Origin of the sequence: Flavobacterium sp. (genome assembly GCF_031422135.1) — a bacterium.
Taxonomy (GTDB): domain Bacteria; phylum Bacteroidota; class Bacteroidia; order Flavobacteriales; family Flavobacteriaceae; genus Flavobacterium.
The window spans coordinates 24,341-38,429 of the sequence record NZ_JANOQD010000124.1 but is presented as its reverse complement, the minus strand read 5'-3'; the positions used below and the strand labels follow the sequence as shown (position 1 = coordinate 38,429).

General features: G+C 31.9%; 11 protein-coding genes. 5 read left to right on the top strand and 6 right to left on the bottom strand.

The window, feature by feature from the left end; translation table 11 throughout:
- Positions 1-3: 3 nt before the first annotated feature.
- On the top strand, positions 4-483 hold the full coding sequence (locus RMO70_RS16215; RefSeq protein WP_310557486.1) for a 4'-phosphopantetheinyl transferase superfamily protein: 480 nt from the start codon (positions 4-6) through the stop codon (positions 481-483).
- Here the strand turns inward: RMO70_RS16215 and RMO70_RS16210 are convergent.
- Positions 475-960, bottom strand: coding sequence for a DNA polymerase III subunit epsilon (locus RMO70_RS16210; protein WP_310557485.1), 486 nt, complete (start codon positions 958-960; stop codon positions 475-477). The genes RMO70_RS16215 and RMO70_RS16210 overlap by 9 nt on opposite strands.
- 70 nt (positions 961-1,030) lie before the next feature.
- Complete coding sequence (locus tag RMO70_RS16205) at positions 1,031-2,947, bottom strand: DUF294 nucleotidyltransferase-like domain-containing protein (protein WP_310557484.1); 1,917 nt, start codon at positions 2,945-2,947, stop codon at positions 1,031-1,033.
- A 272-nt stretch (positions 2,948-3,219) separates the two neighbouring features.
- On the opposite strand from RMO70_RS16205, the gene guaB reads away from it, so the two are divergent.
- A complete protein-coding gene (gene guaB / locus RMO70_RS16200) occupies positions 3,220-4,692 on the top strand; it encodes an IMP dehydrogenase (RefSeq protein ID WP_310557483.1) in 1,473 nt (490 codons plus the stop codon).
- A 61-nt stretch (positions 4,693-4,753) separates the two neighbouring features.
- Here the strand turns inward: guaB and RMO70_RS16195 are convergent, their stop codons facing one another.
- Positions 4,754-6,172 (bottom strand): MBL fold metallo-hydrolase, encoded by a 1,419-nt coding sequence (locus RMO70_RS16195; protein ID WP_310557482.1) that lies wholly within the window; start codon positions 6,170-6,172, stop codon positions 4,754-4,756.
- Positions 6,173-6,287: 115 nt separating this feature from the next.
- The gene (locus RMO70_RS16190) at positions 6,288-7,004 is read right to left on the bottom strand and encodes a PAS domain-containing protein (protein WP_310557481.1); all 717 of its coding nucleotides are present in this window, start codon (positions 7,002-7,004) and stop codon (positions 6,288-6,290) included.
- A 486-nt stretch (positions 7,005-7,490) separates the two neighbouring features.
- Between RMO70_RS16190 and RMO70_RS16185 the strand changes: the two genes are divergently transcribed.
- Together RMO70_RS16185 and RMO70_RS16180 are read left to right on the top strand one after the other, a co-directional pair.
- Positions 7,491-8,807 (top strand): ammonium transporter, encoded by a 1,317-nt coding sequence (locus RMO70_RS16185; RefSeq protein WP_310557480.1) that lies wholly within the window; start codon positions 7,491-7,493, stop codon positions 8,805-8,807.
- 36 nt (positions 8,808-8,843) lie between these two features.
- A complete protein-coding gene (locus tag RMO70_RS16180) occupies positions 8,844-9,959 on the top strand; it encodes an outer membrane beta-barrel protein (RefSeq protein WP_310557479.1) in 1,116 nt (371 codons plus the stop codon).
- A 198-nt stretch (positions 9,960-10,157) separates the two neighbouring features.
- Here RMO70_RS16180 and RMO70_RS16175 read toward each other — a convergent pair whose 3' ends face one another.
- Positions 10,158-10,778 carry an L-threonylcarbamoyladenylate synthase gene (locus tag RMO70_RS16175; RefSeq protein WP_310557478.1) on the bottom strand — a complete coding sequence of 207 codons (621 nt, stop codon included), beginning with the start codon at positions 10,776-10,778 and terminating at the stop codon, positions 10,158-10,160.
- A 77-nt stretch (positions 10,779-10,855) separates the two neighbouring features.
- Here RMO70_RS16175 and RMO70_RS16170 point away from each other — a divergent pair, with 77 nt between their 5' ends.
- Positions 10,856-11,704 carry an alpha/beta hydrolase gene (locus RMO70_RS16170; protein ID WP_310557477.1) on the top strand — a complete coding sequence of 283 codons (849 nt, stop codon included), beginning with the start codon at positions 10,856-10,858 and terminating at the stop codon, positions 11,702-11,704.
- On the opposite strand, the gene RMO70_RS16165 is transcribed toward RMO70_RS16170, so the two are convergent.
- Entirely contained in the window at positions 11,701-14,031 is a 2,331-nt protein-coding gene (locus RMO70_RS16165) for a UvrD-helicase domain-containing protein (RefSeq protein WP_310557476.1), read from the bottom strand. The genes RMO70_RS16170 and RMO70_RS16165 overlap by 4 nt on opposite strands.
- Positions 14,032-14,089 lie beyond the last annotated feature (58 nt).

Sequence of the window (14,089 nt, the reverse complement as noted above, 5' to 3'; positions counted from 1 at the left end):
TAAATGATTGGAAACGATATTATAGATTTAAAATTGGCTAGAAAAGAGAGTAATTGGCAACGAAAAGGTTTTTTGAATAAAATTTTTACTGAAAATGAACAAATTTTAATTCAAAACTCAAACAATCAAGAAGTTACCGTTTGGAATTTATGGAGTAGGAAGGAAGCGGCTTATAAAATATGGAATCGTGAAACTGGAATTCGAAAATACAATCCAATTCGGTTTGAGTGTTTTGATTTTGATTCTGAAATAGGAGAAGTTAAATTCGACAAAATAATTTTTTATACAAAAACTCTAATAACAAAAAATTTCATACATACTATTGCAGTTGCAAATACGGATTATTTTGATACAATTAAAACTTTAGAAAATTCTATTGGAGTTAAAAAGAAAAATGAATTACCCTATATTTTTAATTTTAAAGAAAAAATAATTTCAAAAAGCCATCACGGTCACTATCAAAAAATTATAATGTTAGATTAATCCTAACTTGTTTTTCATTTTTAAAAACAATAAAGCTATCGAAAAAGAATCATTTGCAGAAGATATTCTTTCAGGTTTTTGCATTTTGTATGCCAAAATAAGTTCATCAAGCGAGAAGTTTTTATCACTAATATCATTTAGTTTTTTATGCATAACTTCGATGTTTAATGCGTCGTTTTTCAATCGTCCACAATCCAATTTATCTAAAACCTCATTTATCATATCAACTTCAAAATGAATTCGATGTCCGACTAATGTTGCATTTCCAATAAAATTAATTAATTTCTCAATCGCATTGGCTTCTAAATCAGTTGTAGCGTTAATGTCTTGGTCAATATCTATTTCTAAACTGTCACTTACTAATATAATATCATTTACAATACCAACAGCTCCTATCGAAATCATTTTATCTTTACGTGTATCAAGACCTGTCGTTTCCATAGCTAATGCAACGTATCTATTCGGTTTTTCTTCCATTTTGTACAAGTACTCGTTCCAGAAATCAGGATATGTTTTACTTATATTTTTTTTAATCCAATCCAGCATATTAAGAAAATTGAGTTAATTGAAATCGATCTTTAATTAATTCTTCCAATTCTTTCATTGGTAAAAAAGCATTTTTAAGTTTTTCTTTATCCGTTTTTGATAGCTCCTCTAAATCAATATATTGACCTGAATTATCATTCTTTATTCCTTCCATTGTTTTAAATCTAGATAGTGTTAGGAATGCCTCAGCGCAATCTAAATAAACTTGAGAAAATTTTGAATCAATAATAGCTAATTGCTTGAATCTTAAATAAGTAGAATTAAATCCTTTTATATTTTGACTTAAAACCATTAATCTTGCTCCGTCAATTAGTGGCGTCAAAGCTTTAGTATTGATATCAAATTTACCTTTATTTTCACCATCTTCTTCAATATTGAATTTCTTAAAAAAGGTGAGAGGTGCAGGTTTTTTTAATGCATCGTTCCCTAAATAATCATAGAATAATACACTGTTTTTTGCATTTTTGAAAATGGTTTCAGAAATAGCATCTTCAATTTTTTGATCTCCAAATACCATTTCATAATCAAAAAATATTGTACTAATGTCATTAGAGTTTTCACCTGGAGTATTCATCCAGCTATCGTATTGTTTTATCCAATCAGTCAATGATTTACAACAATTTGAATTACTAGCAGTGTGTCCATATAAACAATGGGAATATCCAATATTTTCTAGTGTATTTGTGGCTTTTTTAGCCAACTGCATAAAGTAATCTTTTGTATCTCTAAATTTATCTGCTTCAACATCTTCAAAAACCAAAATACTATCGTGATCTGTAAGTAATAATTGTTCTTTACGACCTTGACTACCAATACTCAACCAAGCAAAACGAGCTGGAGGCGAACCTAAATCTAAAATTGCTAATTCAATACATCGTCTCACAATGGCTAATGTGATTTCACCAGCAATGGTATTAATATGTGGAATTGGTATATTTTTAGAAATAGCGGTTTGAATAATATCTGCTAAATTATTTCTAACACTTTTTAAATCCTTAGCACTTTGCGCTCGTTTAATTTCTTTCAGTAAAACACCAGGGCTATTGGCTTGAGCAACTATCAAATCGTGTTCCGTAATAACTCCTTTTATTTCTGAATTTTCCGTACCATCGTGGGTTACACATAGATGTATCACCTCGTTTTTGAGCATTACTAATTGTGCCTCAGCTACAGAAATATTTTCAGGTACTGTTAAAACAGGAGAGTGCATTAAATTTGAAATTTTAGCATTAATTTCAAATCGTCCAGTAGCAATTTTAAGCCTGAAATCAGCATCAGAAACAATACCAACTGGTAAATTATTTTCGACTATTAAAGCGTTACTTTGGAGATTTTCTGACATTGAAGTTGCAACATCTTTAACAGTTGTTGTTGGAGAAAAAAATAGTGGTTTTTTATTGTAAATCAATGATTGAAAGTATGATACATCCGATTGGCTATCAGAAAAGCCTAAATTATCAGAAGTCAATTTGTTTGGATTTTCTTTATCCGATGAGTTTCGTGTATTTGTAGCAAAACTTTCTAATAAGAAAATAAGAATATCTGAATTATTAGCTAAATATGGTTTGAATACTTCGATTGGAACTCCATAAACTATGGATTCTTCACGAGCTTTCGCGGTCATTTGGTAATTGTTTTTAGCAAAAAACGGACGCAAGCCAAAAATATCTCCAGCATAACATTTATTCAACAAGGATTCTTCAGAATCAGAAATTACAGTCAAGTGTAGCACGCCAGATTGTAATATATAAAAACAATCGTGTAGTTTGTCATTAATTTGAAATAATGATTTGTCTTTTTCAAGATTTAAAACTCTTATCGAAGTTGATATTTTTATCAAATCCTCAAAGTTTAAATAATTGAACGGTTTGTATTCTTTAAGAAATTCAGCGATTCTTTCTGCGATAGCATTTGTCATAAAACCAATTTATATGAATGTAAAATTAAACAAAAAAAGAGTAGTATAAAAGTAGATTTCAAATATTCTATTTTACATAATATAAATTATAGTTCAAATTTATATTGTTTTTATATTTACTTAAATACTGGCTTTTTATTGAATTTATATTTTACTTTATAACTTCAATTCTCAAATTCATCTTTACATCACAAAAATATAAAATCTAGTCACTGAAATCTAATATTTTTACACTAAATTTGCTCGCAATTTAACTACAACTACAAATTGCAATGAAAGCACATAACACAAAGATTATTGGAGAAGGCTTAACCTATGATGATGTATTGCTTATCCCAAATTACTCCGAAGTTTTACCACGTGAAGTAAGTATCCAATCTAAATTTTCTAGAAATATCACTTTAAACGTTCCAATAGTTTCGGCTGCTATGGATACCGTTACCGAAAGTTCAATGGCTATTGCAATGGCACAAGAAGGCGGTATAGGTGTTTTACATAAAAATATGACAATCGAGCAACAAGCAGCTAAAGTTCGTAAAGTAAAACGTGCTGAGTCTGGAATGATTATAGATCCAGTTACTTTACCACTCACAGCTACTGTAGCAGACGCCAAAAATGCAATGCGAGAATTTGGTATTGGAGGAATTCCTATTGTTGATGATAATGGTACACTAAAAGGGATAGTCACAAATCGAGATTTACGTTTCGAAAAAAACAATCCAAGACTCATAACCGAAGTAATGACATCACAAAACCTTGTTACTGCTCCAGTAGGAACCTCATTACAAGAAGCTGAAGTGATTTTGCAAGGTCATAAAATTGAAAAATTATTGGTTGTAGATGCTGCAAACAAGCTCGTTGGGTTAATCACTTTTCGAGACATAACCAAGCTTACCCAAAAACCAAATGCGAACAAAGACAAGTTTGGTCGTTTGCGTGTCGCAGCAGCTTTAGGAGTAACTGCTGATGCTGTTGAAAGAGCTACAGCGTTAGTAAATGCTGGTGTTGATGCAGTAATTATTGATACCGCACACGGACATACCAAAGGTGTTGTCGATGTTTTAAAACTAGTTAAAGCAAAATTCCCAAATCTTGATGTGGTTGTTGGGAATATTGCAACACCTGAGGCAGCTTTATATCTAGCCCAAAATGGTGCTGATGCTGTCAAAGTGGGTATTGGTCCAGGTTCAATATGTACAACAAGAGTTGTAGCGGGTGTAGGATTTCCTCAATTTTCAGCAGTATTGGAAGTAGCAGCTGCTCTAAAAGGTACTGGAGTTCCTGTTATTGCTGATGGTGGAATACGATATACAGGGGATATTCCAAAAGCTATTGCCGCTGGTGCAGACTGTGTTATGCTAGGTTCACTCTTAGCAGGAACCAAAGAATCTCCTGGAGAAACCATTATTTTTGAAGGACGAAAATTCAAATCTTATCGTGGAATGGGTTCTGTTGAAGCTATGCAGGAAGGTTCTAAAGACCGTTACTTTCAAGATGTAGAAGACGATATTAAAAAATTAGTACCTGAGGGCATTGTAGGTCGTGTTCCGTATAAAGGGGAATTAAACGAAAGTATGCAACAATTTGTTGGAGGACTTCGAGCTGGAATGGGATATTGTGGTGCCAAAGACATTGAGACATTGCAAGAAACTGGTCGTTTTGTTCGTATAACTACTAGCGGAATCGGAGAAAGTCATCCGCATAATGTAACAATTACAAAAGAAGCTCCTAATTATTCAAGGTAATTTTAAATATAGTATCAGTAATGAAATTACTAAAATTTCATTACTGATACTATATTTAAAATTAAAGGTTTAGTAATTTACTTTGACAGATAAAATTTGTTTTTGGAACATCGGTTTTAGAAATGGCATTAAATCCACCTTCAATTTCTGTGAAATTTCTGTAACCACGAGTTTGCAGTATTGAAGCTGCAATCATACTACGATATCCCCCTGCACAATATATATAAAAATGTTCATCAGGGTTTACTTGATTTATCCATTCATTTATGTTGGCTAATGGTTTGCTATAAGCTTCATCAACATGTTCCGCTTCATATTCCCCATCTCTTCTTAAATCAATTATTTTATCTTTTTTAGTATTGGTTTCTTTGGCAAATTGTTCAGAAGTAATTCTGTGGATAGTATCTATTTCAAATCCAGCTTTTTGCCAAGCTTCGAATCCACCATCTAAATATCCATTAACATTATCAAATCCTACACGGGATAATCGTGTAATCGTTTCTTCTTCTTTTCCAATTTCAGTAACTATAACGATTTGTTGTTCCACATTTGCAATAAGTGCCCCAACCCAAGGAGCAAAATCACCACTAATTCCTATGCTTATTGAGTTTGGTATATGTCCTTTTGAAAATTCTCCATTATTTCGAGTGTCAAGAATTAAAGCTTCTGTTTCGTTGATTGTATTCTCAAAATCTAAAACATTAATAGGATTCATACCTTTACTAAGGACTGTTTCAAAACTTTGCAATCCTTTCTTATTCATTGCGACGTTCATTCCAAAATAAGCTGGTGGTGGCAATAATCCGTCTGTAACTTCTACTACAAATTCTTCCTTTGACATATTGTGTCTTAAGGCATAGTTTTTTAATTTTTGTTCTCCTATTGTGGATACCGTTTCTTTACTCATATTTTTTCCACAGGCACTCCCCGCTCCGTGTGCTGGATAAACAATTACATCATCATTTAATGTCATAATTTTTGTTCGTAAGGAATCAAATAAAATTCCTGCTAGTTCATCTTGGGACATTGATGCTGATTTTTGAGCTAAATCTGGTCTTCCAACATCACCAACAAATAAGGTGTCACCAGAAAATATTGCATGATCTTTACCGTTCTCGTCAATAAGTAAAAAAGTAGTACTTTCCATAGTATGTCCAGGAGTGTGTATTGCTTTGACTTTTATATTTCCTACATCAAATAGTTGTCCATCTGATGCGGATATGAAATCAAAATCGGTCGCAGCATTAGGCCCATAAACAATTTTTGCTCCCGTTTGAATGCTTAAATCTAAGTGACCTGAAACAAAATCAGCATGGAAATGTGTTTCAAAAATATATTTTAATTTTACATTGTCGCGTTTTAAACGATCACGATATGGCATTATTTCACGCAAAGGATCAATAATTATAGCTTCATCTTTTGAAGTAATATAATATGCTCCTTGAGCTAAACATCCTGTATATATTTGTTCTATTTTCATTTTAACCTAGTTTTAGGACAACAAAAGTAGGGTTAATAATTACTGAATTCAAGTAATTATAATAAAAAAAGGATACACTCAAAGTATATCCTTTTATTAAAATAAAATATATATATTACTTTTTCTTTGGTGTAGATTTGCCGTTATCAGCAAAGAAGCCTGAAAAGAATCCTTTTTTCTTAGGAATATTTACTTCTTTACCCTCAGAAGTAGATTCTGGAGTTGAAGCATTATAAGTTACCATATTATCATACCCAACTTTGTGTAGGTTGTCAATATAACCAACATAGTTTGTATTTCTTTCTTCTAGAAAACCTAATAAATAATTTTCACTGGACTGGACTCCGCTAGCTTTCTCAATTTGAAGTAATTTTTTGTATAGTGGTTCAATGCTATTTGAGATTATTTCACTTCCAATTGATTTCTGAGTTCCTGTATAGAAGGTATCACCCTTATCGTCAATGATTACTTTAAGGTCATTAAAAACCCAATAATAACGACCAGTTTTAGACATATTTTTTAGTATTGAATGAAATCCATTTCCTTTATTTAAGCTTTCCCATAACAATTTAAAAACTACCTTAGGCATGTCTGGATGTCTAACAATATTATGCGATTTATCCATCAACTCAAAGTCATCATAACCGCAAACATCAATAAATGCTTCATTAGCATATAATATATTTCCTTTAGAATCGGTTTTACTTAATAACACCTTAGATCGATCCCATTCTAACTCTCTATCTGAAGGTGTTGGACGATAAGATAATCCAAAAAGTTTTTGTTCATTATCCATTGGTGTGATATTGTAATTGTCTTGCTGATTTTGCATAACTTCTTCTATTTAAAATAGTTTATATGTATTAAATTAACATAATATTTGATTATAATTACTTTAAGAATGATATAAATTAATTAAAAAATAATTTATTACAGAATACTTGTTAATGAACTATACAGCAAACTTACAAATAATAAATCTAATATAAAATACTTACAATAAACTATCGATAAAGTGCTTAATAAATCCGATAAAAAGCATTTTTAAATTTAAACTTCATTAATTTTAACTAATTTTGATTAGTATTAAAATCACTAATTATGGTTACAATTCGTCTAATTAATAATACGTTTAAATATCTAAATTATTGTAAATTAAGATTTTTATAATTTAAAAAAAATGAATATAATCTAAAATAGTTTCCTCATTTTTTGATTAATTTGAGTGTAAAATATTAATACTTACAAAAAAAAACTTAAAATTTGATATTTGTTAATTAAATTTATATTTTTGTTAAAATTTAAAGCCCTAAACAAAATGAAAAAAATTCTATTAAGTGTGATTTTACTCACAATTATGTTGTTGCCTATTTTTTCAAATTTAGTATTTACAGAAAGCCCATTACCTATTGGCGTAACTAATTTTGATACTGGAGACATAGCTTGGATGTTAGTAGCAACTGCTCTTGTACTTCTTATGACACCAGGATTGGCCTTTTTTTATGGAGGACTAGTTGGCAAAAAAAATGTAATTAGTACTATGTTTCAAAGTTTCATAGCAATGGTTATTGTAACTGTCCTGTGGATAGTAGTCGGATATGGTTTATGCTATGGTCCATCAATTCAAGGTTTTATTGGCAATCCACTATCCCATTTATTTTTTCAAGGGATTGACTCAAACACTACTATTAGCCTAGCTCCTTCTATTCCATTGGTTTTATTTGCTATGTATCAGGCAAAATTTGCTATTATTACACCTGCGCTTATTACTGGGTCTTTTGCTGAAAGAATTCGTTTTTGGCCTTATATTTTATTTATTGTTTTATTTATATTATTTATTTATGCTCCTATTGCACATACAGTATGGCATCCTGATGGATTTTTTCACAAAATGGGTGTTTTAGATTTTGCTGGAGGAACAGTAGTGCATATGAGTGCTGGTTGGGCTGCATTAGCTGGTGCAATATTTCTTGGAAGAAGAAAAATTCAAACTGTAAACCCTGCACAAGTTCCTTACGTACTTTTAGGAACTGGTCTATTATGGGTTGGTTGGTTTGGTTTTAATGCTGGATCTGCAATGGGAGCCAATGGTATTGCAGCGCAAGCACTAGGTGTTACTGCTGCATCTGCAGCGGCTGGCGGAATGGCTTGGATGTTCTTAGACAAAATTAGAGGGTATGAGATAACAGCAGTGGAAACATGTTTAGGAGTTCTGGTTGGACTTATTGCGGCTACTCCTGCTGCTGGATATGTGAGTATTTATCATGCAGTGTCAATAGGATGTATTGCTAGTATTGTGAGTTATATCGTCGTGAGTGAGTTTCCAAAAGGTATTATTGACGATGCTCTTGATGTATTTGCTTGTCATGGTGTTGCAGGAATAACTGGTATGCTTTTAACAGGTGTGTTTGCAACTAAAGCGGTAAACCCATCTTTAATTGACCAAGAAGGATTACTGTATAATGGAACAACTTTATTTACAAATCAATTAATTGCTGTTGGGTGTATCTCAGTTTTTGCCTTTGTAGGGTCCTATTTATTATTCATTATAGTAAATTTAGTATCTAAACTAAGGGTAAGTGAAGAATTAGAGCAATCTGGATTAGACAGTGAACAAATTGGTGGAGTTATATAATCATAAACTAAAATTATTAACCTATAATAAATTAAAATGAATTCTATAAAAAAAACAATTTTTATTTCAAGTCTATTTTTATTAGCAATGACAAGTGTTTTTGCTCAGGAAGAAGAAATTAAATCCGCCACTACATTTGGAGGTTCTGCTGATTTTTATTACCGGTATGATTTTGCTAACGCAGATGGAAACAGTCTAACTAGCTTTACTAATTCTCACGATTCATTCGAAATAGGAATGGCATCTATAGAAGCAAGTCACAAAATGGGAAAAGCCTCAGTATTTGTAGATTTAGGATTTGGTAGTCGAGCTTCAGAATTCTCATATACAGATAAAGGAGATAATTCTTTTATGATCAAACAATTAAATATGACTTATGATTTTTCTCCAAAATTCAAAGTAACTTTAGGAGGTTTTGCAACTCATATTGGGTATGAATTAGTTGATGCTGTTGATAACAAAAACTACAGTATGTCGTATGCTTTTTCAAGAGGACCATTCTTAAATACTGGGGTTAAAGCACAATATACTAGTGGTAAATTAAGTTTTATGTTAGGTATTACAAATCCTACCGATTTTAAAACAGCCTCAGAAGGTGGTTCAAATCAAAAGACTTTCATAGGTCAAATAGGGTATTTAGCAGAAACTGGTAGCGCATATTTGAATTTTACAACAGGTAGTAAAAATCGAAACTTGAATTACTTCCCTACTCCAATACCTACTCCAATACCTGTTTTAACAATTAATGATGAAAATGCAAGTCAAATTGATTTAGTTTTAACTAAAAAAATTAATGATAAATTTTCTTTGGGCTTTAATGGAACTTATGCTATTATAGATAATGATTTTAATAGTATTGGTGTTGAAACGGTAAATTGGTTTTCAGGTGTAGTGTATGCAAATTATACTTTCAGTAATAAATTAAGCTTAGCCTACAGAGGTGAATATTTTGACGATAAAGACGGATACAATTTTGGCGTTGATAATAATATAATAGCTAATACATTGTCTTTAAACTTCAAAGAAGGTAATTTTACATTTATTCCTGAACTAAGATTTGATACATCTAGTGAAGATATCTTTCAAAAAGAAGATGGAACACCAAAAGGTTCTGCAGCTTCATTCTTGTTTGCAACTACCTATTCTTTCTAATTTAAGAGTTAAAAATTCTACATCTTAAAAGTAAAAAGCAGGTCTTTCGACCTGCTTTTATGCATTCCTAACTTTTTATTAATAACCAATTAAATATTTATTAAGAATTGCACGCTTTATATATTTTAAAATAATTATTTACATTTTGCTAATATAAACTTTATTACAAAGTTAGCAAATAATTTGTCTACAATAAATTTACAAAATATCTAAACTTCCCTTTCCTTCACGAATAACTTCTGGTTCATAACCTGATAAATCAATAATTGTAGAACCAATATTATCACCATAACCACCATCGATAACTAAATCGACAAGGTTTTGCCATTTCTCGAATATAAGCTCTGGATCCGTAGAATATTCCAACACTTCATCTTCATCGTGAATAGATGTGGAAACAATTGGATTTCCTAGCATTTTTACAATTTCTAAAGCAATATTATTGTCTGGAACACGAATACCGACTGTGGTTTTCTTTTTAAATTCTTTAGGAAGATTATTATTTCCTGGCAAAATAAAAGTATATGGACCTGGCAAAGCACGTTTTAAAATCTTGAAAGTTGCTGTGTTTATTTGCTTTACATAGTCTGAAATATTACTTAAATCGTGACAAATAAAAGAAAAATTCGCTTTCTCGAGCTTGATTCCTTTAATTTTCGCAATACGTTCCAATGCTTTTGTGTTGGTAATATCGCAACCTAATCCATAAACGGTATCCGTTGGATAAATTATTAGTCCACCTTCTCTCAAAATTTTTACTACTTTTACAATAGCGGCTTCGTTAGGTTTATCTTCGTATATTTTTATGAATTGAGCCATAATATTATTTAATCAAAATTTATTTAAAAATAATAAAAGTACTGCTTTTACGTTTGAATACAAAGATAATGTAACCTATGAAAACAAATAATTTTTTTTATTTTTTACTTTTAATATTAATAGTTTCTTGTAATTCAAATGATTCATCAATAATTAATGTACCTCCTAAGGTAGAAGAAACAGTATTGAATGTGAGTTATGGCTCAAATGACTTGCAAACCTATGATGTCTATCTCCCTGCTAGTAGAACTAAAGAAACTACAAAAACTTTAATTGTTGTTCATGGTGGTGGTTGGATTGAAGGTGATAAATCAGACACAAATTACCTAGTTGACATAATCAAAAGAAATCTTTCTGGCTATGCTATTGTAAATATGAATTATAGACTTGCAACTATTGATAATCCTGCTTTTCCTATGCAAATAGACGATATTAAATCTGTTGTAAATAAGTTAAAGACGAGTAATTATAGTATTTCAGATAATCTTGGATTTATTGGGTTGAGTGCTGGAGCACATCTATCTTTATTATACAGTTATGATTACGATACAAACAACCAAGTAAAAATGGTCGCAAGTATTGTAGGTCCAACAAATCTAACTGATGCAAATTATGTTAACAACCAAGAATGGATAGATTTATATTTCTCGATAACTGGATTAAATTATATTGACAACATTAATTATTTTGAAAATATAAGTCCTTTATTCAAAGCTACTTCTACCTCACCTCCAACCATTATGCTATATGGCAATGCAGATCCGTTAATCCCAACAACTCAAGGAGTAGATTTAAATGCAAAATTAAATCAACTTGGTGTTTATAACGAGTTCTATTTATATAATGGTGGACACGGAGATTGGGCTCCGATAGATCAATTGAATGCTTATACTAAAATGATAAATTTTATAAAAAATAAGTTCTAACTAATAATATCCAGCTTCGCAAATCGCAACAACAATTTTTTAATTCCGCCTACTTCAAATTTTATTTCGGCTTTTTTGTCGGCTCCAGCACCTTCAAGATTTAAGACTTCTCCTTTTCCGAAGCGTTCATGCATCACAATATTGCCCGCTGTAAGCTTATTATCAAATAAATTGGAATTGGAACCTGAACCATTAGAAACAGGCTTTAATTTTCGAATATTGATATTCGATTTTGGTTCAGAATCAGTAATATACTTAGGAGGTGTTCCAGTAATTGGTTTTGCCAATCTTAATTTTGATTTATCCACATCGCCAAAAATATCGTGGTCAATCATTGGTTTGTAACGGTAATTGGTTTCTTCTGGCGTGAGATATTCGAGATATTCACCATCAATTTCTTCAATAAACCGAGAAGGTTCACTATCAGTCAATTTTCCCCATCGGTAACGCGATTGCGCATAGGTTAAATAGGCTTGATGTTCTGCACGAGTTAGCGCCACATAAAACAAACGACGTTCTTCTTCGAGTTCACTTCGAGTACTCATAGACATTGCACTGGGAAACAAATCTTCTTCCATTCCGACTACAAAAACAGTAGGGAATTCAAGTCCTTTTGCCAAGTGAATCGTCATTAAAGCCACTCTGTCATCGTCGGAAGTGTCTTTGTCTAAATCGGTTGCCAACGCTACATCTTCCAAAAATTCGGATAATGCGCCACGAGCACCATCGATTTCTCGTTGTCCTTCGGTAAAGTCTTTGATTCCATTAAGCAATTCTTCAATATTTTCAATACGAGCAATACCTTCTGGTGTTCCGTCTTTTTTTAATTCTTGAATATAACCGGTTTTTTTAGCAATATGATCGGCAAGATAAAACGCATCTTGTGTTTCATTAATCACTTGAAAACTCTTAATCATTGTTACAAAATCTTGTAATTTTGATTTGGTTCCTGAATTGAGTTTTAAATCAATTTTGTCAATCACTTCCATCACTTCAAAAATAGAACGCTTGTAATGATTGGCGGCAATGGTTAGTTTTTCGACGGTCGTATCGCCTATTCCTCTGGCTGGATAATTAATCACTCTAATTAATGCTTCTTCATCTTTTGGATTAATAACCAATCGCAAATAACACAGCACATCTTTAATCTCTTTTCTTTGATAAAATGACAATCCACCATAAATTCTATATGGAATATCTCGCTTTCGCAACGCATCTTCCATTGCTCGAGATTGTGCGTTTGTGCGATACAAAATGGCAAACTGATTGTTCATCATTTGGTTGGTCATTTTTTGTGTCCAAATTTCGCCAGCCACAAAACGACCTTCATCGTTGTCCGTTACACTTCGGTTTACTTTAATTTTATTACCAAAATCGTTGGCTGTCCAAACCACTTTGTCGAGTTTGGTTTTGTTTTTTTCGATGATAGAATTGGCTGCTTCTACAATATTTTTCGACGAACGATAATTCTGTTCCAATCGATAGGTTTGCACGTTTTCGTAATCTTTCTGAAAATTCAAAATATTATTGATGTTTGCACCACGAAAACCATAAATACTTTGGGCATCATCTCCTACAACGCAAATATTCTGAAAACGATCGGACAAAGCACGAACAATTAAATACTGAGAATGGTTGGTATCTTGGTACTCATCGACCAAAATATAACGAAAACGGTCTTGATATTTCATCAAAACATCTGGAAAACGTGTCAATAATTCGTTAGTTTTCAGTAACAAATCATCAAAATCCATTGCGCCAGCTTTAAAACAACGTTCGACATAGTTTTGATAAATTTCACCCAAACGAGGTTTTTTTGCCATTGCATCCGATTCTTGTAATTCTGGATTGTTGAAATAGGCTTTTACGGTAATTAAACTATTTTTATAGGAAGAAATTTTGCTGAAAACTTGTTTGGGTTTGTAAATGTCTTTGTCGAGTTGCATTTCTTTGATAATTGCACCTAAAAGTCGAACCGAATCTTGTGCATCATAAATGGTAAAATTGCTAGGATAACCCAATTTATCGGCTTCGGAACGAAGAATTCTGGCAAAAACGGAGTGAAATGTTCCCATCCAAAGGTTTTTGGCTTCGTTATTACCTACAATATCAGCGATTCGTTTTTTCATTTCACGAGCGGCTTTGTTGGTAAAAGTCAAAGCTAAAATATTAAAAGCATCGACACCTTGACTCATCAAATTGGCAATACGAACCGTTAAGACACGTGTTTTTCCAGAGCCAGCACCAGCAATGACTATCATTGGGCCGTCTTTTTGGAGAACAGGTGCTTGTTGGGCTTCGTTGAGTTGGGAAATGTATCTTTGCATTTTTAGTTTTATGATTTTACAAAAATAAGACTACTTAAGTTGAATTACAAGGCTGAAT

Bases quoted from the DNA above. Each gene is read 5' to 3' on its own strand.
- RMO70_RS16215 (WP_310557486.1), top strand. From the start codon at position 4: ATGATTGGAAACGATATTATAGATTTAAAATTGGCTAGAAAAGAGAGT.
- RMO70_RS16210 (WP_310557485.1), bottom strand. From the start codon at position 960: ATGGAAGAAAAACCGAATAGATACGTTGCATTAGCTATGGAAACGACA.
- RMO70_RS16205 (WP_310557484.1), bottom strand. From the start codon at position 2,947: ATGACAAATGCTATCGCAGAAAGAATCGCTGAATTTCTTAAAGAATAC.
- guaB (WP_310557483.1), top strand. From the start codon at position 3,220: ATGAAAGCACATAACACAAAGATTATTGGAGAAGGCTTAACCTATGAT.
- RMO70_RS16195 (WP_310557482.1), bottom strand. From the start codon at position 6,172: ATGAAAATAGAACAAATATATACAGGATGTTTAGCTCAAGGAGCATAT.
- RMO70_RS16190 (WP_310557481.1), bottom strand. From the start codon at position 7,004: ATGCAAAATCAGCAAGACAATTACAATATCACACCAATGGATAATGAA.
- RMO70_RS16185 (WP_310557480.1), top strand. From the start codon at position 7,491: ATGAAAAAAATTCTATTAAGTGTGATTTTACTCACAATTATGTTGTTG.
- RMO70_RS16180 (WP_310557479.1), top strand. From the start codon at position 8,844: ATGAATTCTATAAAAAAAACAATTTTTATTTCAAGTCTATTTTTATTA.
- RMO70_RS16175 (WP_310557478.1), bottom strand. From the start codon at position 10,778: ATGGCTCAATTCATAAAAATATACGAAGATAAACCTAACGAAGCCGCT.
- RMO70_RS16170 (WP_310557477.1), top strand. From the start codon at position 10,856: ATGAAAACAAATAATTTTTTTTATTTTTTACTTTTAATATTAATAGTT.
- RMO70_RS16165 (WP_310557476.1), bottom strand. From the start codon at position 14,031: ATGCAAAGATACATTTCCCAACTCAACGAAGCCCAACAAGCACCTGTT.